General features: G+C 70.6%; 23 protein-coding genes and 2 pseudogenes. 12 read left to right on the top strand and 13 right to left on the bottom strand.

Features of this window, described 5'->3' with window-relative positions; translation table 11 throughout:
• Window positions 1-16: 16 nt before the first annotated feature.
• The 3 genes from J1792_RS17760 to J1792_RS17750 all read left to right on the top strand — a co-directional run bounded on the left by J1792_RS17760 (window position 17) and on the right by J1792_RS17750 (window position 4949).
• Window positions 17-1306, top strand: coding sequence for a sensor histidine kinase (locus J1792_RS17760; RefSeq protein ID WP_307843019.1), 1290 nt, complete (start codon window positions 17-19; stop codon window positions 1304-1306).
• A 150-nt stretch (window positions 1307-1456) separates the two neighbouring features.
• A complete protein-coding gene (locus J1792_RS17755; RefSeq protein WP_372446120.1) occupies window positions 1457-2269 on the top strand; it encodes an ABC transporter ATP-binding protein in 813 nt (270 codons plus the stop codon).
• A 115-nt stretch (window positions 2270-2384) separates the two neighbouring features.
• A complete protein-coding gene (locus J1792_RS17750) occupies window positions 2385-4949 on the top strand; it encodes an ABC transporter permease (protein WP_207247672.1) in 2565 nt (854 codons plus the stop codon).
• A 216-nt stretch (window positions 4950-5165) separates the two neighbouring features.
• Here J1792_RS17750 and J1792_RS17745 read toward each other — a convergent pair whose 3' ends face one another.
• On the bottom strand, window positions 5166-5531 hold the full coding sequence (locus tag J1792_RS17745) for a VOC family protein (RefSeq protein ID WP_086574356.1): 366 nt from the start codon (window positions 5529-5531) through the stop codon (window positions 5166-5168).
• Between the two features lie 134 nt (window positions 5532-5665).
• Here J1792_RS17745 and J1792_RS17740 point away from each other — a divergent pair.
• A pseudogene (locus tag J1792_RS17740) lies at window positions 5666-6693 on the top strand (hypothetical protein).
• Window positions 6694-6757: 64 nt separating this feature from the next.
• On the opposite strand, the gene J1792_RS17735 reads toward J1792_RS17740, so the two are convergent.
• Entirely contained in the window at window positions 6758-8644 is a 1887-nt protein-coding gene (locus tag J1792_RS17735) for a DUF11 domain-containing protein (protein WP_086574353.1), read from the bottom strand.
• A 413-nt stretch (window positions 8645-9057) separates the two neighbouring features.
• Window positions 9058-9753 (bottom strand): SDR family NAD(P)-dependent oxidoreductase, encoded by a 696-nt coding sequence (locus J1792_RS17730; protein WP_086574351.1) that lies wholly within the window; start codon window positions 9751-9753, stop codon window positions 9058-9060.
• Window positions 9754-9886: 133 nt separating this feature from the next.
• Between J1792_RS17730 and J1792_RS17725 the strand changes: the two genes are divergently transcribed.
• Complete coding sequence (locus J1792_RS17725) at window positions 9887-10744, top strand: helix-turn-helix transcriptional regulator (protein WP_086574349.1); 858 nt, start codon at window positions 9887-9889, stop codon at window positions 10742-10744.
• A 138-nt stretch (window positions 10745-10882) separates the two neighbouring features.
• Here the strand turns inward: J1792_RS17725 and J1792_RS17720 are convergent, their stop codons facing one another.
• Window positions 10883-12046, bottom strand: a complete 1164-nt coding sequence (locus J1792_RS17720; protein ID WP_372446119.1) for a serine hydrolase domain-containing protein — start codon at window positions 12044-12046, stop codon at window positions 10883-10885.
• Between the two features lie 164 nt (window positions 12047-12210).
• Here J1792_RS17720 and J1792_RS36100 point away from each other — a divergent pair.
• A pseudogene (locus tag J1792_RS36100) lies at window positions 12211-12318 on the top strand (DUF6624 domain-containing protein); the annotation flags it as partial.
• Here J1792_RS36100 and J1792_RS17715 read toward each other — a convergent pair.
• On the bottom strand, window positions 12309-12734 hold the full coding sequence (locus tag J1792_RS17715; protein ID WP_242646301.1) for a Rossmann-fold NAD(P)-binding domain-containing protein: 426 nt from the start codon (window positions 12732-12734) through the stop codon (window positions 12309-12311). The pseudogene J1792_RS36100 and the gene J1792_RS17715 overlap by 10 nt on opposite strands.
• 77 nt (window positions 12735-12811) lie before the next feature.
• On the opposite strand from J1792_RS17715, the gene J1792_RS17710 reads away from it, so the two are divergent.
• Window positions 12812-13057 carry a hypothetical protein gene (locus tag J1792_RS17710; RefSeq protein WP_207247671.1) on the top strand — a complete coding sequence of 82 codons (246 nt, stop codon included), beginning with the start codon at window positions 12812-12814 and terminating at the stop codon, window positions 13055-13057.
• An 87-nt stretch (window positions 13058-13144) separates the two neighbouring features.
• Here J1792_RS17710 and J1792_RS17705 read toward each other — a convergent pair whose 3' ends face one another.
• Complete coding sequence (locus tag J1792_RS17705) at window positions 13145-13672, bottom strand: MepB family protein (RefSeq protein WP_086574344.1); 528 nt, start codon at window positions 13670-13672, stop codon at window positions 13145-13147.
• A gap of 325 nt (window positions 13673-13997) precedes the next feature.
• On the opposite strand from J1792_RS17705, the gene J1792_RS17700 reads away from it, so the two are divergent.
• A complete protein-coding gene (locus J1792_RS17700; protein WP_086574342.1) occupies window positions 13998-14432 on the top strand; it encodes a hypothetical protein in 435 nt (144 codons plus the stop codon).
• Between the two features lie 88 nt (window positions 14433-14520).
• On the opposite strand, the gene J1792_RS17695 is transcribed toward J1792_RS17700, so the two are convergent.
• The 4 genes from J1792_RS17695 to J1792_RS17680 all read right to left on the bottom strand — a co-directional run bounded on the left by J1792_RS17695 (window position 14521) and on the right by J1792_RS17680 (window position 16944).
• A complete protein-coding gene (locus J1792_RS17695) occupies window positions 14521-14964 on the bottom strand; it encodes a peptidase inhibitor family I36 protein (protein WP_207247669.1) in 444 nt (147 codons plus the stop codon).
• A gap of 115 nt (window positions 14965-15079) precedes the next feature.
• The gene (locus J1792_RS17690) at window positions 15080-16003 is read right to left on the bottom strand and encodes a hypothetical protein (protein ID WP_207247668.1); all 924 of its coding nucleotides are present in this window, start codon (window positions 16001-16003) and stop codon (window positions 15080-15082) included.
• A gap of 2 nt (window positions 16004-16005) precedes the next feature.
• The gene (locus J1792_RS17685; protein WP_143587847.1) at window positions 16006-16335 is read right to left on the bottom strand and encodes a hypothetical protein; all 330 of its coding nucleotides are present in this window, start codon (window positions 16333-16335) and stop codon (window positions 16006-16008) included.
• Between the two features lie 192 nt (window positions 16336-16527).
• Window positions 16528-16944, bottom strand: a complete 417-nt coding sequence (locus J1792_RS17680) for a winged helix-turn-helix transcriptional regulator (RefSeq protein ID WP_207247667.1) — start codon at window positions 16942-16944, stop codon at window positions 16528-16530.
• Window positions 16945-16952: 8 nt separating this feature from the next.
• Here J1792_RS17680 and J1792_RS17675 point away from each other — a divergent pair, with 8 nt between their 5' ends.
• Window positions 16953-17255 (top strand): zinc-binding dehydrogenase, encoded by a 303-nt coding sequence (locus J1792_RS17675; protein ID WP_086574337.1) that lies wholly within the window; start codon window positions 16953-16955, stop codon window positions 17253-17255.
• A gap of 114 nt (window positions 17256-17369) precedes the next feature.
• Here the strand turns inward: J1792_RS17675 and J1792_RS17670 are convergent, their stop codons facing one another.
• Together J1792_RS17670 and J1792_RS17665 are read right to left on the bottom strand one after the other, a co-directional pair.
• The gene (locus tag J1792_RS17670; protein WP_207247666.1) at window positions 17370-18515 is read right to left on the bottom strand and encodes an RNA polymerase sigma factor; all 1146 of its coding nucleotides are present in this window, start codon (window positions 18513-18515) and stop codon (window positions 17370-17372) included.
• Window positions 18516-18532: 17 nt separating this feature from the next.
• Window positions 18533-18940, bottom strand: coding sequence for a YciI family protein (locus tag J1792_RS17665; protein ID WP_086574333.1), 408 nt, complete (start codon window positions 18938-18940; stop codon window positions 18533-18535).
• Window position 18941: 1 nt separating this feature from the next.
• Between J1792_RS17665 and J1792_RS17660 the strand changes: the two genes are divergently transcribed.
• Entirely contained in the window at window positions 18942-19448 is a 507-nt protein-coding gene (locus tag J1792_RS17660; RefSeq protein ID WP_372446130.1) for a DUF2867 domain-containing protein, read from the top strand.
• Window positions 19449-19451: 3 nt separating this feature from the next.
• Here the strand turns inward: J1792_RS17660 and J1792_RS17655 are convergent, their stop codons facing one another.
• Complete coding sequence (locus tag J1792_RS17655) at window positions 19452-21014, bottom strand: FAD-dependent monooxygenase (RefSeq protein ID WP_207247665.1); 1563 nt, start codon at window positions 21012-21014, stop codon at window positions 19452-19454.
• A 210-nt stretch (window positions 21015-21224) separates the two neighbouring features.
• On the opposite strand from J1792_RS17655, the gene J1792_RS17650 reads away from it, so the two are divergent.
• Together J1792_RS17650 and J1792_RS17645 are read left to right on the top strand one after the other, a co-directional pair.
• On the top strand, window positions 21225-21722 hold the full coding sequence (locus tag J1792_RS17650) for a hypothetical protein (protein ID WP_207247663.1): 498 nt from the start codon (window positions 21225-21227) through the stop codon (window positions 21720-21722).
• A gap of 135 nt (window positions 21723-21857) precedes the next feature.
• Complete coding sequence (locus J1792_RS17645) at window positions 21858-24269, top strand: M56 family metallopeptidase (protein WP_207247662.1); 2412 nt, start codon at window positions 21858-21860, stop codon at window positions 24267-24269.
• The last annotated feature ends 469 nt before the right edge of the window (window positions 24270-24738 follow it).

Raw genomic sequence — 24738 nt, 5'->3', positions numbered from 1 at the left:
TCCGTTCCAGAGGCCAGTGCGTCCGTTCCACCGGCTGCGACGGCCGGCCCGCACGTACCTGCGCTGGAAGATCGCCGCGCTGGCCGCCGCCACAGCGTGCCTGGTGGCGGTGGCGGTGGGCGTGCTGGTGCACCTATGGACCGCGCAGGACATCCGCGACCGGGCCGGAGCACGAGCCTTCAACACCGTGTACTCGGCCATGGACGTCTACCGGCGTACCGGAACGCTCGCGGACGGCGCCGAGCTCGATCCGGCCGAGCTGCCCGTCGTACTGCGCCACCCGGCCGACGGCGACCGGCACACGGCCTACGACGGGCGCGTCGAGGGAAACCTGGGCCCGAGCGTCTGGGCAGCCCAGCGGACCGGCGGCCCGGGCAGCCCGGTCCTTGCCGTCCAGGTCAACATGAGCCCGGATCTCCACACCCTGCGCCAGCTCGACGTGACCGTGACGTTGGCCTCGCTGGTCGCGCTCGCGGCGGCCGTGCCCCTGGCGGTGTACGGGGCCGGGCTGCTCGGCCGCCGACTGCGGCGGGTCTCCGAGACCGCGGGCCGGATCGTCGCCGGGGACCTCGACGCCCGGACCGGGCCCACCAAGGGCGGCGACGAGGTGGCCGACATCGCCGCCACCGTCGACCTCATGGCCGACAGCCTCGGCCGGCGGCTACGCACCGAGCGCCAGTTCACCGCGGACGTGGCCCACGAGCTGCGTACCCCCGTCGGCGGTCTGCTGGCCGCCACCGACCTGCTGCCGCCCGGTGAGACGGAGGATCTGATCCGTGCCCGGGTGCGTGATCTGCGCGGTCTGGTCGCGGACCTGCTGGAGATCTCCCGGCTGGACGCGGGTGCCGAACAACCGGTCCATGCCCGGGTGCCGCTCGGCGCTGTCGTCTCCGACGCCGTGGCGCGCACCGGCTTCGACGCCGAGGTCACCGTCGGCGGCGCGCAGCGCGCAGAGTATGCCGACACGCAGCACGTAGAAGACGCCACGACCGTGGAGACCGACCCTCGCCGCCTGGAGCGGATCGTCAGCAACCTCGTCGTCAACGCCCACCGGCACGGGGACACCCCCGTGCAGGTCACCGTCGAGGGCCGTACGGTCGTCGTGCGCGACCACGGCCCCGGCTTCCCGGCGGACCTGCTGCTCCATGGCCCGCGCCGGTTCCACACGGGCGCGACGGAGCGCGGCTCGGGCCACGGCCTGGGCCTGACCATCGCCCTGGGACAGGCCCGGCTTCTCGGCGCCGAGCTGCGTCTGGACAACGCCCCGGACGGCGGCGCCGTCGCCACCCTGCGCCTGCCGGCCTGACCACCCGGGCCCCTGCACAACCGCTATCGACCCGGCCCCTACACAACTGCTACAAAGCGGCGCGGACGCTGATACACAGCGGTCCAGGCCCCGATACGTTCCCCCGGCACCCTTCGAAGTGCATCTTTCCGCACTCGAAGAGGAGCCCCTGTGATCGTCGATCCCTTTGCCCCGCACGCGCTGCACACGACGCCGGGGATCGCGGCCGCCACCGTCGGCCTGACGAAGGTCTACGGAAGCGGCGACACCCAGGTCGTAGCCCTGGACGGGGTCGGGATCGACTTCCGCGAGGGCGAGTTCACCGCGATCATGGGCCCTTCCGGCTGCGGCAAGTCCACCCTGATGCACTGCGCCGCCGGGCTCGACTCGCCCAGTTCCGGCTCCGTGCGCATCGGCACCACCGAACTGAGCACGCTCAACGACCGGCAGCTCACCGAGCTGCGCCGCGATCGGATCGGCTTCATCTTCCAGGCGTTCAACCTGCTGCCGACGCTGACCGCGCTGGAGAACATCACGCTGCCGCTGACCATCGCCGGACGCCGCCCGGACCGGCAGTGGCTGGACCGCGTCATCGCCATGGTCGGCCTCTCCCAGCGCCTCGACCACCGGCCCGCACAGCTGTCCGGCGGGCAGCAGCAGCGCGTCGCGGTGGCCCGCGCCCTGGCCTCCCGGCCCGCGATCATCTTCGGCGACGAGCCCACCGGCAACCTCGACTCCCGCGCCGGGGCCGAGGTCCTCGGCTTCCTGCGCGACTCCGTACGCGACCTGGGCCAGACCGTGGTCATGGTCACCCACGACCCCGTCGCCGCCGGCTACGCCGACCGCGTGGTCTTCCTCTCCGACGGCCGCCTGGTCGACGAGATGACGCGTCCCACCCCGGACCGGGTCCTGGACCGGATGCTGCGTCTTTCCGGGGGGAACCCCCAGACCCCCGCCTTCGACACCGGCTCACGCACCAGCTGACCCGCCGCACACCGGTGCCGGGCGAGCCATCCGCTCGGATCCGTCGACCCCGCCTCCAGGCCCCGCGCACCCGCGCCGTACGTCCCCGCCCCTCCCCCGTTCCCGAAAGCTGCCCATGCTGAGAACAGCCCTGCGCAACGTCCTGGCGCACAAGGCCCGTCTGGTCATGACCGTCCTCGCGGTCTGCCTGGGTGTCGCGTTCGTCTCCGGCACCCTCGTCTTCGCGGACTCCTCCGCCGCGGCCTACCGCGCCGCCGCGTCGCAGAACTTCGCGGGCATCGCGGTCACCGTGACCGCGAAGGAGCCCCCGCCGGGGGCCGCCGCGAACGAGCACACCAGCGTGCTCGACGACGCGCTCGTACGGAAGCTGGCCGACGTACCCGGTGTCGCCGCCGTGCGGCCCTCGGCCGACGGCTCGGCCACCCTGAACGCCGCCGACGGCACTCCGATGCGGGCCGACAAGGCGTGGGCGCACCTGGCCGCCGCCTACGTACCCGGCGCGGACGGCAAGGACAGCCTCTATCCGCTGGTCAAGGGCCACGCCCCCACGAACGGCGGCGAACTGGCCGTGGACAGCGGGACCGCCGCCGCGGGCCACCTCCGTATCGGCAGCACGGTCACGCTGGCCACGGACGGCCCGGTCATGACCAAGCGGCTCGTCGGCATCGTCAGCACCAAGGACTCCCGGGTGACCGCCGGCGGCACCCTCGCCTTGTTCGACAAGGCGACCGCCCAGCGCCTTTTCGCCACCCCGGGCCACTACACCGGAATCGACCTGTCCGCCACGCCCGGCACCCACCAGGTCGAGCTCTCCAACCGGGTCACCGCCATGCTCCCGGCCGACCGGGCCGAGGCCACCAGCGGCAGCGCCCAGGCCGCCCAGCAGGCCACCAACGTCGACACCATGACCCGTGGCTACAAGAAGCTGCCGCTGGTCTTCGCCGGGGTCTCGCTGTTCATCGGCTCGTTCCTCGTCGTCAACACCTTCACCATGCTCATCACCCGGCGCACTCGCGAGATCGCGCTGCTGCGGGCGATCGGCGCCTCGCGCCGTCAGGTGGTCCGCTCCGTGCTCTGGGAGGCCCTCCTGGTCGGCCTCGCCGCGTCGGCGGCCGGATTCGCCGTCGGCCTGGGCATCGCCTCGGTGCTGCCCGACGTCCTGGGCACCAGCGCCGACCCGCTGCCCCGCGGCCCCCTGGTGATCGGTCCGCGCTCCATCGTGGCGGCGCTCGGCGTGGGCGTGGGCGTCACCATGCTCGCCGCGTGGCTGCCCTCCCGCAGGGCCGCGAAGGTCGCGCCCATCGAGGCGATGCGCTCGGCCGAACAGCCGCCCTCCGCCACCCGGTCCCGAATCCGCGCCGTGGCCGGCCTCGTCCTCCTCGTCGTCGGCGCCGGCCTGCTGATCTCGCTCACGGGAGCGAAGGACGCCTCGGAGAAGAACCTCAACAGCGCGATGCTCGGCTGCGCCGTCCTCGTCATCGCCATGATCGTGCTGGCGCCGCTGCTCGCCACCCCCGTGATCCGGCTGACCGGACGGCTGACCCGCCGCTTCGGGATCACCGGCCATCTCGCGCAGGAGAACGCGCTGCGCGACCCGCGGCGCACCGCGGCCACCGCCTCCGCCCTGATGATCAGCACGGCACTGGTCGCCGGTCTCGCCGTCCTCGGCAACTCCACCGGACAGGCGCTCGACCACCAGGCCGCGGCCGGCCTCGGCGCCGACTACGTGATCGGCACCCGCACCCCCATGATCGCCATCGACCCGTCCGCCGTACAGCGCGTGGCGGACACCCCCGGGGTACGGACCGCGACTGCCGTGGCCGACTCCACCGTGGTCATCGGCGGCAGCGTCCAGGGCATCTCCGGCGTCGAGCCCGACACCGTGAAGGACGTCATGAAGCTCGACCTCACCAGCGGTTCCCTCGCGGACCTCGGGCCGGGCCGGATCGCCGTCTCCAGCACCATCGCCCGCGAACACGGCGTGAACACGGGCGGCAGGATCAACGCCGGCATGGGCCGCAGCCAGGACTTCAGGAAGTACACCGTGGTGGCCGTCTACAAGGACAACCCCATCGCCGACGACGTACTCGGCTCCCGTACCGAAGTGCAGCAGAACAGCTTCAAGCCCGGCTCCGTCCAGCGGATCCTCGTGCGCACCGACAGCGGCGCGATCTCCAAGACCACCGAGGACCGGCTGCGCACCGCCGTGGGCAACAACCCGCTGCTGAAGGTGCAGGACCGAAAGGCACTCGTCCGAGAGGCCGCCGGCACCATGGGCGAGCTGCTCACCCTCGTGTACGGGCTCCTCGCCATCGGCGTCGTGATCGCCTCGCTGGGCATCGTGAACACCCTGGCCATGTCGGTCGCCGAACGCACCCGCGAGATCGGCGTACTGCGCGCCATCGGCATGGACCGCGCCGGCATCCGGCGGATGATCCGCCTGGAAGCGGTCACCGTCGCCGCGTTCGGTACTCTCCTCGGCCTGGCAGGCGGGCTGTTCAGCGCCTGGGCCGTCGGCTCGCTGGCCAACGGCGCGATGGAGCAGTACTCCTTGGCCCTGCCCTGGGGGACGCTGCTCCTCGTGTGCCTGCTCTCCCTCGCGATCGGCTCGGTCGCGGCCGCCGTCCCGGCCCGCCGGGCAGCCGCCCTGAGCCCGCTGGAGGCCGTCGCGAAGGCGTGACACCCCGGTCCCCTGAGCCGCCGTGCCACCGCCTGGGCCTCACTGTCGACTTCTCGAACGGACGACGGTGGGGCCCAGCGCTTGGGTGATCAGGGCGGAGGTATCGGGCCGGGCGAACTCACCGGCGGCATGCGGTTCCGCAAGCAGAAGGCAGTGCAGCCGGACAGGACTCCGGCCGGCTCTCACAGCCCGGCCGAGGCGCGGGCGTGCGACCGACTACGGTGCGTGGCAGACGGCTTCGACGTTATTGCCGTCGGGATCGCGAACAAAAGCACCGTAGTATGACTCGTGGTACTGGGGCCAAAGCTGTGGTGCGTGCAGGGACTCGGCGCCGGCTGCAACCGCAGCGGCATGAAACGCGTCAACGGCCACGCGGTCGGCCGCAGCGAACGCGAGATGCACCTCACGAGCTTTACTGTCTTCGTCGACGGGGACAAGCCAGAGGCTGTGCCCAGTGGTACCGAAGCTGACGAAGTCGCCGAACTCCTTCGTCCGCTTGCCGCCGAGCGGTGCGAGGACCGCATCATAGAAGTCAGCGCACGCTGCGACGTCCCGTACCTGAATCGCTATGTGATCAAGCATGCCGACAGCCTTCCACAAGCCCGGCGGGCATGTCTCCTCATATCCACGGGGGTCTCATCCCCCGCTGAGCCCTCGCCCTTACTCCCGGCACGGCACGGAAGATGAAGATAAAGATCAGGCTTAGAGTCCTGCCCATGACCAGGACGACGCCGCCGCGCCCCCTCGATGTCGAGGCGCTCTTTCTGGAGTTGGCCGCGTACCGCGGCACGACGACGCGGCTGCACCCGCGCCCGGGCAGCCCGGCCGTGTCGGACAGCTCCGTGGGTGGGCCGATGCTCTGGCCCGTGGACGAGCCGTGGCCGGTCTGTGATGAGGCCCATGGGCGCGGACGAGGGCGGCGCATCGCGGACATCCGCCAGGAGCGGGACCTCCTGGCCACCGCGTGGGCCGGCGGACGGTTCTCGGGACTCACGCAGGAGCAACAGCAACTGCTGGACGAGCTCCGCCGCACCCACCGGAACCCGGAGGCCCGCGAGTGCGATCCGCTGCCGCTCATCGCACTCGCCCAGCTGTACCGGCGGGACGTCCCCGACCTCCCGCCGGGCCCTGACGGCTGTGACCTGCTCCAGGTCTTCTGGTGTCCCTTCAGCGCGCACGGCCCGGGCCGCTACGAGCCCCTGCTCCATCTGCGCTGGCGCAGGTCGGCGAGGTCGGTGAGGTGCTCGGCACGCCGCCGCTGCCGCAGCTCGTAGGTTCCGACTCGTACGTACCCGAGACCTGCGTGCTGCATCCGGAGCAGGTACGCACGTACCCCTTCGCCGGCGTCCTGCCCGAGGAGCTGTGCGCCCGGCTCGACGCCTGGGAGGAGGCCCGCGAAGCGGAGGCCGAGCGCGTGGGCGACGACGCCGGCGAGCCGGTGGGGTACCAGTACGACCTGTCCATCCCGCCCGGCTGGCGCGTCGGCGGCTTCGCCTCCTGGCACAGGACCGACCCGTACCCGATGGACTGCCCGACCTGCAAGGTACCGATGGATCTGCTGCTGACCATCGACGGTTCCGAGTGGGACGGCGGCAGCGGCAGCTGGAAGCCGCTCGAGGAACGAGACCTCGCCCCGCACCCGTTTGCCATGCCCACCAAGGTCGTCGTGGGCCGCCACGGCGAGCTCAACGTCTTCGTCTGCCCCGCCGATCCTGGACACCCACACCTCTGGGGTCTCCAGTAGGCCCCTGTCCCAGCCGCTGAACGACCGCCCAAGTGGGCCCCGCCGAGGCGGGGCCCACCGGGTCTCAGCTGTTCCCCTCCTTCAGGGCGATGCCCTGGAGGTTGTAGACCAGGCCCTGGTTGGACTCGGCCAGCGAGTGGTGCAGCACCTGCACCTGCACGTCCAGCGGTGTGTTGGGCTCGATGCTGTGGCCCGTCGCGGGCGACTCGATGATGACGTGCCCGTCCGCGCTGCCGTCCTTCACCACCGTGTACCAGTGCTCCTTGTACACCGGGTTGAAGCGGCTTCCGGCGGGCAGCCCGTCGAAGGAGAGCTGCCACTGCTGGATACGGTTCTTGCTGGCGGCCAGCGTGAAGGTGTACGACCAGACGTAGCCCTTGTACTCCTCGGGCCAGCTCTGCTCGAAGCCGTTCTTCGCCTTGATGGTGATGTCGATCTTCGGTGAGGCTACCGTCGTCGTCACGGAGCCGGTCTTGTCCGGCGAGGTGTTGGTGACGTCCGGGGTCTCGATCTTCGACGTACTGGTGAGGCCGCCGGTGAAGTTCTGCTCGATCGTGCCGGTGATGCGGATGACGGCCTTGCCGCCCTTGGGCAGGTTCAGGGGCTGGGTGAAGTCGGTGCCGGAGACGGTGCCCTGGCCGGCCGTCGCGCCCCCGGAAAGCTGGGGCGTCTCGAACTTCGCCCCCGTGATGTGCGCGGCGAGGGTGCCCGTGATCTTCGCTGCGGGAACGGCGCCCGGCCCCTTGTTCTCCACCGTCATCGTGTAGGAGATCGGCTTTCCCGAGTCGGCCGTGGCCGGTCCGCCCATGCCCAGCGGGACCTCGGCGGTCGGCGGTGCCGTCACCGTCGTCGTGACGGAGTCGGAGTACTTCGTCGCGATGTTGGCGCGCGTCTCCGAGGTGACCGTGGCGTCGCACGTGATGCTGCCGGAGGTTCCGGTCTTGACCGTGCCGTTCAGCGGGATGGCGACCTTGCCGCCCACCGGAAGGTTCAGCGGCTGCGTGAACGTCCCGTCCGTGATGGTGCCCGCGCCGGCCGTCGCGCCGCCGCTGAGTTCGAGCGTGCCGAAGGCCGGGGAGGTCACCTCCGTCGGCAGCTTGCCCGTGACCTTCGCGTCCGGAACGGCATTGGGGCCCTTGTTCTCGACCGTGATCCGATAGCCGATCTGCGCGCCGGCCTGCACGGACTGCGGGCCCGCCATCGCCAGCGGAAACTCGGCGGGCAGCGTCACCTCGAGGTCGCGGACCTCGTAGTTGTTGGTGAGCGCGCCCGTGGCGGCCGACAGGCCGAGCTTGAGCGTAGCGGGGAGCGGGTCCTGGCCCGTGGCGGTGCGCAGGTCGTAACCGTCGATCAGCCGCTGCCAGTTGTTGTCCTTGCGGACGGAGACCGACACCTTGCGGTCGCTGATCGACAGGAGGACGCGGGTGGGGTTCGCACGCTCGAGGCTCAGCGGGGGCAGGGCCGCGCCCACGAGGTAGCGGTAGCCGTCGTACCCGTCCCCCGAGCCGCGCAGCACGACGTTGTCCGGCCTCGTCCCGGGCCCGGTGTCCCCCGCCTCGGTCGGGTTGGAGAACGATCCGTGCTGGTCCACGCCGATGCCGACGTAGCCGTGGGAGACGCCGGGCTGCTTGTCCGCCTGCCCCTTGTGGTAGCAGGCATAGCCGAGGGCTCCGCCGGGACCGCCCACGCCGGTCTCGTACGCGCCGTCGATGAGGAAGAACGAGAGCCCGTCGGCGGGGTCGCCACTCCCGTAGGCGGCGAGGTCGAACTGCACCGAGATGCCGTCGCTGCTGGGGAAGGCGACGTTCAGCAGGGCCGTCCCGGCCTGGAACGTCGTGGCGGGCGTGAGGCTGAGCCAGCCCTCGCCGGTCATCTTCGCCGAGCCGTACAGCTTCCAGTCGGGCGGGACGGTGGATCCGGCGAAGGACTGCTTGTAGGGGAACAGCGACATCCCGAGGGCCTCCGTTGTGGACGAGGACGGTTTCGCGTACGCGACCAACGACGCAAAACGTACGGGCGCGCCTGGCCCGCCCGCAGCGGCGCCAATGCGCCACCGGCGCAGGAAGTGCCCTATCAGGACATGGGGTTGGCGTCGCAGCGCACGAGGCCTCTGCCTTGGCCCGGGGGTGCGCCCGGCGCGCCCGGAATATGCCGGCGCCATGGCCGGAACCGGCTCCGTAACCGTTTCTGCTCACGGGCGCCCGGAGCGCCATTGGCCTGTTTTACCCCCGTAGTCGAGCCCCTGGAGGGTACGGAGAACACTGGCGGTCAAGGGTGATCAGGGCGCTGCGCGGGCCCGCGCCCGCTTGAGTTGCGACGCTCATCCGTTGGACTGCCGTCGCCAACGCATCAGCGACCGGATCGCTACCAGACGACCGGGCCGATCCTGTCGAAGAAGCCGCTGGTCGGGCCGTCGGCACCGATCGAGGCCATGCGGACGATGATCTCCGCCCCCTCCTCGATGGTTTGCGTGCCCGTGTGGCCGTTGAGGTCGGTGGCGGTGTAGCCGGGGTCGACGGCGTTGAACCGGATGGCGGGAAAAGCCTTGGCGTACTGCGAGGTGACCATGACCAGTGCGGTCTTGGAGGAGTTGTAGTCCAGCGCCATCACCTGGAACTCCACCCGGCTGGGGTCGGCGCATGCCGCCGGCGAGCCCAGACCGCTGCCGACGTTGACGACGACCGGGGCGTCGCTCGCTTCCAACAGCGGCAGGAAGGCGTGCGTGACGCGCACGACGCCGAAGACGTTCGTGTCGTACGTGGTCAGCATGTCGGCCCCGGTGACCTCGCCGACGGGCTTGCGCGCGCCCACGATCCCGGCGTTGTTGACCAGGACGTCGAGGCCACCGGCGTCCGCACGGACGAATTCGGCGGCAGCCTTGACGGAATCCTCGTCGGTGACGTCGAGCTGCACGAAGCGGGCACCGAGCCTCTCGGCCGCATCCCGGCCGCGCTGTGCGTCGCGTGCCCCGACGTAGACGGTGTGCCCGGCCTCGATCAGGCGGCGGGCGGCCTCGAATCCCAGGCCCTTGTTCGCTCCAGTGATCAATGTGATGGTCATGTGTCCGCTCCGTGATCGGTGGGTGGGTGATGCCTCCACCCTCCTCGCACCGCACGAAAACAGACAGTGCCCGCCTCAGCCAGTGGACCGGCAGTACCAGGCTGTCCGGGAACGGCAACGCGATACTGGGACGATGAACGAATCCAGGGAACTGGGCAGAGCCCTGCACGGCTGGCGGGACCGGATCACCCCCGAGGCCGTCGGACTGCCCGCGGGCGGAGTACGCCGGGCGGCCGGGCTGCGCCGCGAGGAACTGGCGCAGCTCGCCGGTCTGTCGGTGGACTACATCACCCGCCTCGAACAGGGCCGGGCCACCTCCCCGTCGGCGCAGGTCCTGTCCGCGCTGGCTCGCGCCCTGCGACTGTCGGCAGCTGAGCGCGAATACCTGTATCACCTCGCGGGCCAGCCTGTGCCGGGCCCCGGGCAGCTGTCGACGCACATCCCACCGGGGGTGCGAAGGCTGCTCGACCAACTGGACGGCTCACCGCTGAGCGTGCATGACGCCGCATGGAACCTGATTCTGTGGAACCCGTTGTGGGCTGCCCTGTTCGGAGACGCGTCCGCGCAGCGCGGACGCGAGCGCAACATCGTCTGGCGGCACTTCGCCGGTCTGCCGAGCCGTGTCAGCCACACCCCCGAGCAGGAGGCCCGGTTCGAGGCGGCCGTGGTCGCCGATCTCAGGGCAGCGACCGCCCGCTACCCGGCCGATGCCGGCCTGCGCATGCTGATCAATGACCTCCGGAGTGTCAGCGCCGGCTTCGCACGCCTGTGGGACACGGGCATCGTGGGCGTCCATGAGTCGGACTCCAAGACCGTCCATCACCCCGACGTCGGCACATTCACCTTCGACTGTGACGTGCTCACTGCTCCCGGCAGCGATCTGCGCATCGTCGCCTACACCGCCACTCCTGGCAGCGACACCGCCGACCGGCTCAGGCTCCTCAACGTCATCGGCACGCAGGCCATGACCGAAGGCAGCACCCCGGGATAGCGGCAGCCGGCCGGGGCAGCAGGGTACGCCGGTGGCAGCGTCGCCTTCCCGGTCCACGGGTTGACCGACCGGCCGGGAGACTCCCTTGGCCGCGGTTGCCACCAGGATGCGGCGGCCAACGGACCTGAGAGGCGAGGTTCAGCGGCACAGAGCCGTGTCCACGACCCTCTCGGCACGCTTCATGACTTCCTTGTCGGTCGCCTGGACGGTCACCGCGATGTTGGCGGCGCGGCCCTTGTCGGTGGCGCCGCCCCGGGTCTCGTACCCCGGGATGCTCCCGCCGTGCCCCCAGTAGACACCGCCGCACGACAGTGGCCTGCTCACGAGCCCCAGTCCGTAGCGGGCGCCGGAGCCGAGGTATTCAGCGGGGACGGTGGTGCGCATCTGGGCGAGCTGGGCCGGCTGGAGGAGGCGGCCGGCCAGGAGCGCGCCGAAGAACCGGTTGAGGTCGGAGTCGGTGGAGATCATCTGACCTGCCGCCCAGGCCCAGGAGTGGTCCATTTCCGTGACGTCGCGCAGCGGCGCGCCTGCTGATTCCTGGTAGTAGCCCTTGGGATGGGGCTCTCGGATGGTCGCGTCGCCGGGGGCGGGGAAGTAGGTGTGGCGTAGCCCGAGGTGCTTGATGATGCGCTGGTCGATCTCCTCGGCGATGGTCCGGCCGGTGACCTTCTGGACGATCAGGCCGGCCAGTACGTAGTTCGTGTTGCTGTACTTCCAGCCCTTCCCGGGGTCGAAGTCGGCCTTGTGCTGGAAAGCGATGTCGAGGAGTTCGCCGGGTTCGTAGTGACGGATGTCGTCGCCGAGGTATTCGCTGTAGTTGGGAAGTCCGCTGGTGTGCTGCAGGAGCTGACGGACGGTGATATGGCGTCCGTCGATCCCCTCCCCGCGGACGAGGCCGGGCAGATAGGTGTCGACGAAGGCGTCGAGGCCGATCTTCCCTTCGCCGACCAGTTGCAGCACGACCACCGCGGTGAACGTCTTGGTGTTGCTGCCGATCCGCACCTGACCGTCAACCGGCACCTTCGCCCCGGTGGCCAGGTCACCCACCCCTGCCGTGTAGGTACGCGTGCGGCCCTCAAGGCCCTTGACGCTCGCCAACGCGGCGGGCACGCCGTCAGCGCGCACCAGCGTGTCCAGGCCCTGCTGGACGGTATCCGGCCTGGAGGCGGCAAACGCCGCGGGCGGCGCCAGGACACCCATCGTCATCACGCCCACGGCCACCGCGACCGCGGCCGGCACGGCTCTGCGCCGACCGCCCCGCCGCTTGGAACCACGAAACTCCTGCCACGTCTGCTCACTCACGAGCCAACTCCTACGGATTCACTGGAACATCAGCGGTATCTGCCGGTCCCAGCATGTCCGGACACGATCACCCGCAGCGATCCTGCTAACCGCCCAGCTCCAGGTAGGGCTAACCCCCGGTGCTCTCAGCCGACGGGGAACGCAAACGCATGGCTCCGCCTGACCGCGCGGCGTGGCTGATCGCGCAGCATGCCGACCGGCAGCTCGCTGTTCAGCGGCTCGCTCTCCAGCTGATGGAGCAAACGCCATCGGTGGCCGACTCTCAGACCCGGCCACCCCGCGGATGGTCCGCGAGGCAGGCCCGCTCCGCCTCAGGGGTGAAGCCGCATTCCAGGGGCGGTTCGCCGCGTTCACGATCCCAGGCCAGGACGTCGGCCGCCGTCACCTCCAACGGTGTCGCGGGCATGCCCGCCGCTCGGGCACGCGCCGGGCTCCTCTGCTGTGTGGCCCGGTCGGCCCGCACCAGCGGGAACATCGGGGGCGCCCCGTCGGGTGACACCGGCACGATCTCGACCTGGCTGCCCGCAACGCGCGCGCAGGTCTCGACGAGCCCGTCGAGCGTGACCGGCTCGGCCGGCCCCACCGCGTGGAACGCCCCGGGCCGGTCGTCCAACAGCAGTCGCACCACGAGGCGGGCCAGGTCACGCGAATCGATGACCTGCACCGGCTGCCGGGGATCGGCGGGCAACGCGACCCGGCGTCGCCGGCACCTCCCTGGGAGCCCGCCTGATCGGCCTGTCATGGCACGACGTCAGAATGCTGGCCGTGTTCCTCAACACCAGAGGACTGGGTGAAGTCGTCATTCTGAGCATTGGGAGGAACGCCGGAATCATCGACGACCAGGTCTTCACAGCGATGCTGGTGACAGCACTCCTGGCCACCGCCTCGGTCAACCCCCTCATCCGACGCCTTGCCGCCAGAGCGACAGCATCGAACAATTCCCCGGCACTGCCCGCGCAGGCCGTCCGGCAAGCGCTCGACAAAATCACCGAGAAACACAACATGCCGTGAACAACCTCTGACCGCACGCATATGGCGGGCCGCACTCGGAGGGCCGGCGGGGCGAAGGCGCCGCCGACCCTCCACGCCTTGGTTCGCCTACGGGTGGTACAAGGCTCGCGCACGCGCCACGTCGACGGGCCCGTCCTCATGCCCGAGATACAGGAAGTAGTTCACCTGCCACGTCTGGGTGCTGCTCGCCTGGCGATTGGTCGTGATCACCCACGGCGGGTACACGCGAAACCCTCGCTTCCCGCCGGACCCGTTCCGGGAGACGATGCCGCGCTCGCACAGCACCTCTCGCGGGAACACGAACTGCCCGAAGTGGCCGCTGTCGCGGCTGCTGATGACGAAGAGATCAACCCCGTCATCGGCGTCGAAGGGCCGGATCGGGCCTTCCTCGGATCGCTGCCACACGGTGACGAACTGGCCGACCTTCGTCGGTGTGGTCTTGCCCACGCGGAACCTGACCGACAACCCGTCGAGCGTGAAGCCGTGAGCCGCGTATTCGGCACTCTCCGGTTCGGGCACCGGCTGTGAGCACGTAAAGCCATTCGGGTCGTACACCAGGGTCTTCGCCGCCAGCAGGTCGTCGTGAAGCCCTGCCCACGGTTGGTTCGTCGCCATCCCCACATCCTGCCACTTCGCTCGCCACGCTCTGCCGAGTGATCGCGGTCGCTCGACTCTCAGCGAAGCCGGCTGCCGTCCTCGAACTCGTGCTGCCCGGGAAAACCCCTGGTGGCGCAGGCCCCGCCCCTCGGTAGACTGCTGCCGCGCCGGGGTGCCCGGTGCGCAGGTGGCGGATCCTTCTGGGGCAACAGCCCCTCGCGGGTTCAAATCCCGTCGCCGGCCCCGGTGGCCGGTGTGGCCGAGCGGTCCATGGCAACAGCACGCCGCCGCCGACCCTGATCTCGGGCACCCCCACGCACCACCCCGAGCCCGAACGGTACTGATGACCACCCCCTCCTGCACGCCACTCGACGACACCACGGTGAACCGTCCCGTCCCGCGCGATGTGAAGGTCCAGGCGCTGCTCGTCCCGGTCATGACCGTCCTGGGGGTGGTCAGTGCCTGGGCTGCGCAGGTCCTCGAGGATCACCGATTTGACCAGTCGAGGCCCTGCAAGGTGGTGCGGGCGTCCGTCCCGCCGACGGAATACGTCGCCGCCTGGGCCGGGCCGGCCCTTGGCATCGCCGCCGTCGTCGTCTGCGTTCTGGCCGCCAAGAGCATCCGCCGGCAGTGCGCCGTGGGGCTCTGGTCGACGAGGTCCGGTCTGCTCGCCTATATCAGTGTGTGGTTCAACGTCCTGGCGATCCCCTTCGCGGTGTTGACCCTCTTGATGGCCCACACGCCCGGTGCCACCTGGGGCGGCGGCGACTGCGGGTGAGCGCCGCACGGGAACCCGCTCCCGTCCTCGCAGGGACGGGAGCGGAGTGGCTTTCACACTTCTGACCGGATCAGCGGGTCAGCGGGTGTCAAGGGAGGTTGACCCACCTGTGGGAGGCGATGTTGTCGTTCAGCTGCTCGCCGGCGCCTCTGCCGGTGCCCGCGTCGAAGGTGTACTGGCGGAGGTCCGGCAGGGCGACTCCGTTGTAGACGCCCCGACCGGCACCGGTGTATCCGCTGCCCCAGTACACCCAGACGTCGTCCAGGTTGCCCGGGTAGCCGTTGTTCCACAGTGAGGTCGCCTGGTTCTTGCACGAGCCCCAGTTCGAGGAGTTGCCTGCCCAGGTGCAGGCAGGGCCTTGGTAGTTCAGGTGATACCAGGCGTACAGATTGCCGTCCGGTGCCTTGATGGAGTCGGGCCCGGCCACGGTGGGCGGCGGGGCGGGTTCCGCTGCCTGAGCCGCGAAGGGCGCGGCCGTGACGGCCAGCGCGGCGACCGCCGTACTGACCATGAACGTGCGCAGGGTTCTCATGCTGCCGTGTCCTCTCTTGTTGTTCCGGGTTCCGCCGTCGTGGTGCCGGCGGATATCGGGGCAGGAGGTCTGTGGCGAGCGGCTGTGCGGCTGTGCGGCTTGTGCGGCTGAGCGGTCAGCCTGCCCTGACGATCTCGCGCGCACGAGGCAGCGCCTCGAGCTGGAGCCGGGATGCGGTGTTCACGTCGGACGCGTAGCGTCCCCGCAGTTGTGCGTCATGTTTCCGGTCGAGTCGCTTCGCCGTTTCGGCCAGGCCGGAGGTGTGAGCACAGTTCGCCTCGGCCAGGGCCAGTGCGACCTCTTGTGTCCTGGGCAGGGGCCGCTCCGGGGGCGGCAGGCTGCGGCGTAGAGCGGCGGGGTCGGCGTAGTCGTGTCCGGCCTGCCGCATGCAGCGGGCCCAGGCCTGGGTGGCGGGGGCGTATTCGGCGTCGGACGTCACCTCCCGGATGCGCATCGGGCGCAGCGCGTCCCGCGTGGCCCGGGCTTGGAACCAGGCCCCGAGGTCGCGGTAGAGGGTACGTTCGGCCTCCGACCGGCATCCCTGAGGGCTACGGGTGAGCTTCACACCGTCGGGGCCCGTGGCGGTGAGGCCTTGCGGTTGTGTGCCGTTGGCGGCGGCGAGTGCTTTGGCCCTCTGATCGGCCGGCAGGCTGCGGAAGTAACGCTGGTTGGGGTCGTTCGTACGAACCTCGCTCATACGGCGCTCGATGTCGGTGCCGTAGCCGTGTCGGCTGGCCCAGTCGGCGTCCTCGATGACGTAGGGGAACTCGCGGGCATCGGGCACCGGCTCGCGCGGGACAGGGCGGTACTCGAAGCCCTTTTCGCGCATGCAGTCGCGTAACAGGATCTGTTCGGCGGAATGGAGTGTGTCCTTCTCCGTGCCGGTCAGCTCGCGTGGTTCCCGCACTGTCCGCAGGGGTGGCGTTGGCGGAGGCTCGGCTGCCTCCTCGGGGGCGGTGTACGCCGCCAGCGCAGCCGCGCCTGCGACCACCGGTGCCACGAGGACCGTGACGAGCACGGGGCGAGGCAGTCTCCCCACCGTCAGGAGGGCGTGCCGTAGGCGTTGATGACGCCCGCGTCGAGGTCGCACCAGACGGTCGATGTGCCGCCGGACGGAGCCCGGTTCCCGAAGTGGCGGTAGACGTAACCGGTGTCGAACCGGCGGCAGTCGATGACGCCGGTGAACGACCCTCCGTAACACGTGATCGCCGAGCCGTAGTGTCCCCCGCTGCCTTGAATTCCCCGGGCGCTGCACGAGAGCGCGTCGGCGGAACCGGAGGAGGCGGAAGCGAGGGGAGCGGAAGCGAGGGCGCTTCCGGCCGCGAGGACGAGGCAGGCCCCGGTTGTTGCGATTCGCTGACGGACATTCATGGTGATCTCCAAAGGTGATCGAGTATGTCCACGCTGTCTCGCATGCAGGAAGCTACGGGCAGGCATGAGCTCGCCGCTAGCCCACTTGAGCAACTTGACCGGAAATGCGCCCGGGGCTCGTGTGCTGTCGCGTAGGAGTATGGGGAGCACATGCTTCTCCCCTGCCGCCGCCTGCTCGACCTCACTGAGCATCTATCGAATGGGTTCTGGTGCCGTGGCGGCCTGATTGTCGAAGTTCTGGCGGGCTGCCAGGATTTGCCGGGCGTGCTCCACGGACCATGCGCCAATGGCGCTGGTCAGCCGACCGGCCTCGACCCCGAGGTCGGTCAGTCCGTACTCCACGCGCGGCGGAACGGTGGGGTAGACCGTGCGGTGCACGAGGCCATCCCGTTCCAACGCGCGCAGGGTCTGGGTCAGCATCTTCTGTGTGACCCCGTCCAGGAGTCGCCGCAGTTCACTGAAGCGCATCGGGCGGTCATGCCGACGGAGGGCCCCCAGGACGTACAGCACCCACTTGTTGGCCAACGCCTCGACAACGGTGCGCGAGGGGCAATCGCGGCGATAGGTGGCGGCCCACTCGTCAAAGGTCTCACTCGGCTTGGTTTCCATGAGGTACCATCAGCGGCGACTACGGGCCCCGGTCGCTGGACACGCTCACATCGGGCGGAATCCTCATCGACGTACGGGGCACCGGTCCCGACCGGGCCACTGTCCGGGAGCAGGCCAAGGCGCGTGGCGTGCGGTTCGTCGAGTTCGGATTCACCTCGTCCGGCATCGATCTGGAGAGCGTCACCGACCTGGTGGAACGTGGCAGCCTCCGCGTCGCCGTCGATCACGTCCTGCCGCTGGAAGACGCGGCCAAGGCGCACGAACTGAGCGAGACCAACCGCATGAAAGGAAAGATCGTTCTCACTCTCTGATGCGTTTGCCCTGCCGGGGACGGTCACGGCATGGACGGGGTCGAGGCCACCCGCCTGATCACAACCGGTCCGGCGACGACCCGCGCCCTCCGAGCGGGAACGGAAAGCGTCCTGTCAGCGGCACCGGCGGGCGTTGAGCCGGGCGGCCTGGCGCGTCAGGTGGTCGCGTTCGGCGAGGTTGGGCGCCTTCCGGGCCGCCTCGGCGTACAGCCGTGCCGCCGTCGCCAGGTCGCCGTCGCGCTCGTGGAGGTACGCCGCCACCGCGGCGTGGCGGGGCAGTGAGTCGTCCAGCGCCGCGAGCGCCGCCAGCCCGGCGCGCGGTCCGTCGGCCTCTCCGACGGCCACCGCGCGGTTGAGCCGGACGACCGGGCTGTCGGTCAGGCGTACGAGCTCGTCGTACCACTCGACGATCTGCACCCAGTCGGTCTCCTCGGCGGTGGGCGCGTCCGCGTGGAGTGCCGCGATGGCGGCCTGGGCCTGGAACTCGCCCAGCCGGTCGCGGGCGAGGGCCGCCTGCAGGATCTCGACGCCCTCGGCGATCGACGCGGTGTCCCACCGGCCGCGGTCCTGCTCGGCGAGCGGCACCAGGCTGCCGTCGGGGGCGGTCCGGGTGGCGCGCCGGGCGTGGTGGAGCAGCATGAGGGCGAGCAGTCCCGCCACCTCGGGGTGGTCGATGGCGGCCGCGAGCTGCCGGGTGAGCCGGATGGCCTCGGCGGCGAGGTCGACGTCGCCGGAGTAGCCCTCGTTGAAGACCAGGTAGAGGACGCGCAGCACGGTGGCGACGTCGCCGGGCTGGTCGAACCGCACGCCGGAGACGGTGCGCTTGGCACGGCTGATGCGTTGCGCCATGGTCGCCTCGGGCACCAGGTAGGCCTGGGCGATCTGGCGGGTGGTGAGCCCGCCGACGGCGCGCAGCGTGAGGGCGACCGCGGACGAGGGCGTCAGCGACGGGTGGGCGCACAGGAAGTAGAGCTGGAGCGTGTCGTCCACCGCGGGCGCGGGCCCGGGCGCCGGTTCCTCGTCGACGAGGTCCTCGCGCCGGCGGCGGGCGGCGTCCGCCCGGGTGGCGTCGAGGAACCGGCGCCAGGCCACGGTGACCAGCCAGCCCTTCGGATCCCGCGGCGGGTCGGCCGGCCAGACGCGGACCGCCTCGACCAGCGCGTCCTGTACGGCGTCCTCGGCCGCCGCGAAGTCGGCTCCGCGGCGGACGAGGATCCCGAGCACGCTCGGCGTGAGGCTGCGGAGCAGGGCCTCGTCCATCTGAGACACCTGAGAGGTCACTCCGTGATGGTGGGCGGCGCGGTCAGGAACGGGCGCACCTCGAGCCACTCGTGGATCGGCTTCCCGCCCGCCCCCGGGGCGGCCGACAGTTCGCCGGCCAGCTCGACGGCGCGTTCGTAGCTGTCGACGTCGATCACCATCCAGCCGGCGATGAGGTCCTTGGTCTCGGCGAACGGGCCGTCGGTGACCGGCGGGCGGCCTTCGCCGTCGTACCGGACCCACCTCCCCTCGGGGGCGAGCGCCTGAGCGTCGACGAACTCGCCGGTCCCCTCGAGCCGGGCCGCGAAGTCGTTCATGTACTGCACGTGCGCCGAGATCTCCTCCGGCGTCCACTGGTCCATCGGCACGTCGTTCACCGCGGCCGGAGCGCCGCGGTAGTGCTTGAGCAGCAAGTACTTGGCCATCGTGCTTCTCCTCGGTGCTGGTGCGACCCATTGTGGTCGCGTTCACCCCGGGGACGGAGCCGGGCACGGGTTCTCGACATCGCCGCCGAAAATTTCTTCCGGCTCTCGTAGCCTGTGGCAGGCGCTACCTCGGCAGCCACCTCCTGGTCAGCTCCATCACCTCCGCGAGGGCCCCAGGGGGACCGACCCCCGCTCGGTTCCGTTCACCTCCCTCTACCAACTGCACGACGAGTGGGCGGCCGAGATGGCCGACCGGACGGTGCACGCGGTGATGCACATCGGCTGGGTGGAGGACGGGACCGGTGGCTACCGCGGCCAGATGGCCGTCCTGGTGAAGCCGAACGGGCTGTTCGGCGCCCTGTACATGGCAGCCGTCAAGCCCTTCCGGTACGTGGGGGTGTACCCGGCGCTGTTCCGGGCGACGGGACGCGCATGGCAGGCGAATGCCCGGGAAAGGAACGCCGCGGCGCGACCGGGCTCAGAGGAAGGCGCGGCACGGACGACGTGACCGTCAGGGGGTTGCCGAGCGGGTGATCGCGGCGAGGGCCCGGTGGAGTGTGGCGTCGCTCGGCGGGCGGTCGCGCCAGCGGGCGCCGATGTGGCCGTCGGGCCGGATGAGCAGCGCTCCGTACGGGCCGAGGCCGCAGAGGTCGGCGTGCTCGTCGGGAAGAGCCTCGATGCGCACTGGCCAAGATCCGTCGACGTGCTGCTCCCAGCAGGCGGGGGCCGGGGTGAGCAGGGTGAACCATTCGCCGAAGGCGTCGAGCGTGGAGCGGTCGCGGGTGAGCCACAGGTGTGGCATGCGATGGCCTGGTTCGGCGGTGGGGACGTAGTCCGTGCCCATGCCGGAGGGATCGGGTGGGGTGCTGTCGTCGGTGAGGACGGCGTCGGAGTGGTAGGTGACGCCGAGTACGAGACCGAGTTGGGCGAAGTACCGGTCCGTCCAGGGGAGCTCGACGTGGGCCGGCGCCGCTTCGCCGGCCTGGCGCTGCTCGCGGCGCCGGCTTTGCACGTCGAGCAGGAGTCTGGTGTTGGCCACCGCTTGGCGGAGGGTCTGGTGGGCGACGGGTTGCCGCTCCGTCCCGTAGGTCTCCAACAGGCTCGGGTCGGCCCAGCCGCGGAGAACGCCCGCCAGTTTCCAGCACAGGTTGTGCACGTCGGCGATGCCGGCGTTCATGCCCAGGCCGCCGACGATGGGGACCGCGTGCGCGGCATCGCCGGTCAGCAGGATCCGGCCGTGACGGAAGCGCTCGGCGACGAACGCGTTCATCACCCAGTGCTGAACCCGCAGGACGCGGGCTTGCACCTCGTCGCCGGATCCGAGGGCGTGTGAGACGAGGCCGGACCAGTCGGCGCCCGCGACGTCCTCAGGGGTGGGGACGAACCAGGCCCAGCCTCCTTCGGGGTAGAGCGGGGCGAACATGCCGTGCGCGGTGAAGTAGACGCCGGCGGGCTGGTCGGCGCTCCAGTGGTTGAGGTGGGCGTCGAACACGACGGTGGTGAAGCCTCCCATCGCCTGGGGGCCGGTGGTGTCGATTCCCAACATCTGGTGGACGGTGGAGTTCGCACCGTCGGCGGCGAGGACGTAACGGGCACGGACGCGCGTCTCCTCACCGCTTCGGTGGTCGACGAGTACGGCCGCGACGCCGTCGGCTTCCTCGGTCAGGTCGATGAGCTCGACCCCGAACCGCATGGGTGCCTCCGCTGCGGCGAGCAGGGTGGGTTCCAGCCGGTCCTGTGAGGTGACCACGCCGGTCACGGGACTCTCGGGTACCGGCGCGTTGATCCCGACCATCGCCGCTGTGGCGAAGTCCTGGTCGAGCAGGGTGTCGCGGAAGCGAATGCGGCCGTACTCGGGCGGGAACGCACGGGCCGTGATCCTGTCAGCGAGCCCGAGCCGACGGTAGATCTCCATCGAGCGCACGTTGACCAGCCGGGACCGTGGGAAGGGTGACAGCTCGCCGCGTTTCTCGACCAGCAGAGCGCGTACGCCCCAGCCTTCCAGCAATGCCCGGGCGGTGAGCCCGACAGGCCCGCCACCGACGATCAGTACCGCCGTCTCCTGAACCGCCATGAGATCAATCTTCCGCAGGCGGCGGGCAGCCGCAATGCGGCCTCCGGTCGGCGGCGGTGTCGGCGCCGGCGCCGCGCCCCAAGAAATCCGGGCCGGTCCATTTCGGCCAGCGGCGTTGGCCTCGATAATGACGTGACGCCATGGGCGGTCACGGACGGGGGAGGAACGGTGGCACGTAAACGGGCTCTCGAGAACACACCTCACCGAGCGGTGATCACGGAAATCGCCAGGGATGTGATCGAGGAGATAGCCCGGGAGGAAGTGCCGGTGTTCTCGTCGGTCAGTCAGGCATACTTCGCCGATCCTCAGCGGGCGTTATCCGGGAGGGGGTCGCGGAAGGCGCCGCTCGGGTTCGGTTCCGGGGTGGTCGAGCTCATCCTGACGCCCATCGTCCTGGCCGCCACGGCCAAAGCGGTCGAATGCCTGGCCGAAATCACTCTCAATCACCTCCCGGAGGACGGAGTCCGTGCGGCACTGCGGCGGATCTTCCGTGCCGGGCAGCGTTCCCCGGGCACCTCCGCGCCGGATGACTCCGCCGAGAGCACGTCCTCCGGGGCGGTCGGCGTCGAATTGCGGCAGGAAGACATCGAACGCCTCAGGCACGTAGTCGAGGCAACCCTCCACGACTGTGGGGCCGCCCCGGAGATCTCCCGTCTGATAGCCGACGCGATCATAGGTCGGTGCCGGACTCCACGGTCGGCCGGCTAGCAGCGCGGCACGGCCATGACCGCGTCCAGGAATGCATCCGCCGGGCGGCCTGAAGGACAGCCGGCCTCACCCACTCTTCCCGAACCCGCTCTTCCCGGCGGCACGACCAGCCGATTCGCCCTCCTCATCGCGGCCGTGGGTGTGGGCGGGCTGTTCGTATTCCTTGAGGCGTACTTCCTCGTCCCGCAGAACGCGGATTTCTTCTTCGGTACGTTCAGCCAGTGCTTCGGGGATCCCCGGATCGGACTCCCGGACCAGAGCGTCCAGGGGTTCGAGGAGTCGCGGCGCCTGCTGTCGATCTGTCAGCAGCCGGCCTTCTTCGACCAGGCGCAGTGGGTCGGCATGGGGTTTCTGTTGCTGTGCGGTGTGGCGGCGCTCTGGTATCTCCTGCACCCCTGGTGGATCACCCGCGACAGATGCGGGAGATTCCCGGCGCTGCCGAGCCTGCGCTCGCGGCTTCTTCCGCGGTTCCCGTCGGAGGAGAATCCCGACGAGAGGGAGATCGCGGAGTACCTCGACCAGCAGTGCCGCGCGGTGGGTGTCGACCCCGCGCCCGTATGGCTGCTGGACGTCTCGGCGCGTTCGTCCAACGGGCTCGCGTTCGGCCTGCCCTGGCGACGATGCGTCATCATCGACGCCCCGCTGGTGAGTAATTTCCACACCGATCGCGACAAGTTCCGGGCCGTGATCGTGCACGAGCTGGCGCACCTGCGCAATCGCGACGTCGACAAGACGTATCTGGCCTTCGGAATCTGGTGGGCGTTCCTGCTCGTGGCGATGGTGCCCTTCGGAGTGCTGACCCTGCGCACGGCCTTGTCCGGCGGGCCGCCCGTGATCCCTCCGGGCGTTGTGCAGTACCTCGTGGACGTGCCGCATGCCCTGGGGCTGATGGCCACCCTCGGCGTGCTCGTCCTCCTCGTGCGCAACTCGGTTCTACGGGCTCGTGAACTGCACGCCGACGCGGTGGCCGCAGCGCACGGCGGGCGCGAGGGGGCGATGGCGATCCTCCGGGGGTTGCTGGGCCCCGCCACCGCGGGCCGGGGCCCGGCACGCGCCGCCTTGGCCCGGCTCACGCGCCGGCTCGGGTACTGGCCGACGCCCGAGGCGCGGCAGCGCGTCCTGCGCGAACCCGCCCTCCTTACCCGTCCGACGGTGTGGGAGATGGCGGGGGCCGGAGTCGTGGCGGGCGTGTTCGCCGCCAGTGCCGACGGCCTGGTGGACACCCTGTTCCGCCTGCTCTGGGGCAAACTCAACACCCGAGCGGGCGATCTGACGGTCGGCTGCGCCATCGGCGCCGGACTCGTGGGTGTGCTCGCCGCAGCGGTGTGGCGCGCCGTGGCGGTGTCCGATCTGGCGCCCCGGCCTTCCAAGCTCGTATGGCCGGCGCTGCCTGCCGGGCTCGTCGGGGGGTACCTCGCCGGAGCCAGCCTCCCCCTGATCACGGACGGAACCGAGCTGCCTGCCACCGCGCTCGAGGAACAGGGCTTCGCATGGCTGTTGAGGACCGGACCGGTCCTCCTCGCCGGGGCGGCGTGCGTCACCATCTGGCTCGTCTCCGCGGCGCGCGCTCTGCTCCCCCGGGCGCGCAGCCGAAGAGCCCTGTACGCGGTGGTGGCCACGTCCGTCGTCTCCTTCGCCCCATGGTTCGCCGTCTGGTACTCCACCCGGCGCATCGTCCGGACCAACGGATTCCAGCCCGTCCTCGGGGACGCCCCGGACCTCGGCTCCTCGATCGGCTGGTACAGGGCGCCCAGCGAGTGGACGGGCTTCACGTGGCAGCCACTCACCGTGCTGGGACAGCTCCCGTCCACCCTGGTGGGCCTGATGCTCCTGTGGCTGACACCGCTCGCCCTGCTCCTGCTGCGGGACAAGGCGCGCGGCGCGGGCGCGGGCGTCCGGCCACGGGTCGGGACGGCTCTGCTCGCCGGCCTGGCCGGAGGGGTCTCGGTGATCGCCGTGGGCGTCGCGCTGCCGTTCCTCGCCCGGGCCGCGCTGCCGCCCGCTGTCCTGCACCATCCCGGAACGCGACAGGACGCCGGTTTCCCGACCGTCTACTGGCACACCTACATCGCCCTCGCATGTCTCGCCCAGGGCGCTGTCGCAGCGGTGATCGCCGCCGTCGCCCGAAGGCACCGGCCCGCGCTCGTCCTGGCCGCTGTGTCGGTGACCGCGCTGGCGGCGGATCTCGGCCGCCCGCTCGCCTTCGCGGCGGTCGGCTGTACGCGTCTCTTCGGCGCGCCCGTCCGCCACTGTTCCGTCCCGTTCGACCCGGAAGTCCTCGCGGGAGACCTGCGGACCATCGCCCTGCGCGGGCTGTTGACGGTCATCCCCGCGGCCCTGCTGGGAGCCGGCGCGGGAACGCTCGCTCGGATCCGGATGGCCGCACGGCGCGGTACGCGCGTAGCGAGCGGGCACCGGGGCCCGCCCCGGACTGCGGCCTGGGTGACGGCTGCGGCCTTCGCCGTCCTCATCGCAGCCGACCTCGCAGCGGTGGCTCTCGCGCTTCCCGCAGACCAGTACGTCTGGGAGCTCTGGCTCAGAGGCTGACGCCTCACAGCAGGAGCTCGGATCTGGGTAAACATCGCTTCACCCTTGTGGGTAGGCGCGTGCCGCTCCGCAGCGGCGCACGGGGTGGGAAGGCTGTCCCGCGCCTCGTGTTCGCGCCCCCTTCGGGGGGCGATTCTCTCGTGCATGGCCTCTTCCGGTGATGTGGCAGAGAGCGCCGGCGCGGACCGGACGGCCGCGGCGTGACCGGGGGCCGGGCGCGGCTGGCGGGGCTGGGGGGCTGGTCGGTGTCCAGCCCCGAGGTCCTGATGCGGTCGCTCGGCGGTTACACGGTCTCCGACGCGGGGGCGACCCTCGTCCTGACGGCCGGGCCGGACGGCCCGGAGGACGCCGGGGTGCTACGGGCCGTGTTCCGGGCGGAGTCGGCCGCCTGGCCCCTGGCCACCGTCGGCGGGGGCTCGCGCTGGCCGCGCGAACATTCCTCAGTTGGCCCGCGCACGGCAGCGGGAAC

Source organism: Streptomyces triculaminicus, assembly GCF_017349075.1.
Taxonomy (GTDB): Bacteria; Actinomycetota; Actinomycetes; order Streptomycetales; family Streptomycetaceae; genus Streptomyces; species Streptomyces triculaminicus.
This window is presented reverse-complemented; position numbering and strand designations above follow the sequence as displayed.

Bases quoted from the DNA above. Each gene is read 5' to 3' on its own strand.
- J1792_RS17750 (WP_207247672.1), top strand. From the start codon at position 2,385: ATGCTGAGAACAGCCCTGCGCAACGTCCTGGCGCACAAGGCCCGTCTG.
- J1792_RS17745 (WP_086574356.1), bottom strand. From the start codon at position 5,531: ATGCTTGATCACATAGCGATTCAGGTACGGGACGTCGCAGCGTGCGCT.
- J1792_RS17735 (WP_086574353.1), bottom strand. From the start codon at position 8,644: ATGTCGCTGTTCCCCTACAAGCAGTCCTTCGCCGGATCCACCGTCCCG.
- J1792_RS17730 (WP_086574351.1), bottom strand. From the start codon at position 9,753: ATGACCATCACATTGATCACTGGAGCGAACAAGGGCCTGGGATTCGAG.
- J1792_RS17725 (WP_086574349.1), top strand. From the start codon at position 9,887: ATGAACGAATCCAGGGAACTGGGCAGAGCCCTGCACGGCTGGCGGGAC.
- J1792_RS17705 (WP_086574344.1), bottom strand. From the start codon at position 13,672: ATGGCGACGAACCAACCGTGGGCAGGGCTTCACGACGACCTGCTGGCG.
- J1792_RS17700 (WP_086574342.1), top strand. From the start codon at position 13,998: ATGACCACCCCCTCCTGCACGCCACTCGACGACACCACGGTGAACCGT.
- J1792_RS17695 (WP_207247669.1), bottom strand. From the start codon at position 14,964: ATGAGAACCCTGCGCACGTTCATGGTCAGTACGGCGGTCGCCGCGCTG.
- J1792_RS17685 (WP_143587847.1), bottom strand. From the start codon at position 16,335: ATGAATGTCCGTCAGCGAATCGCAACAACCGGGGCCTGCCTCGTCCTC.
- J1792_RS17680 (WP_207247667.1), bottom strand. From the start codon at position 16,944: ATGGAAACCAAGCCGAGTGAGACCTTTGACGAGTGGGCCGCCACCTAT.
- J1792_RS17670 (WP_207247666.1), bottom strand. From the start codon at position 18,515: ATGGACGAGGCCCTGCTCCGCAGCCTCACGCCGAGCGTGCTCGGGATC.
- J1792_RS17665 (WP_086574333.1), bottom strand. From the start codon at position 18,940: ATGGCCAAGTACTTGCTGCTCAAGCACTACCGCGGCGCTCCGGCCGCG.
- J1792_RS17655 (WP_207247665.1), bottom strand. From the start codon at position 21,014: ATGGCGGTTCAGGAGACGGCGGTACTGATCGTCGGTGGCGGGCCTGTC.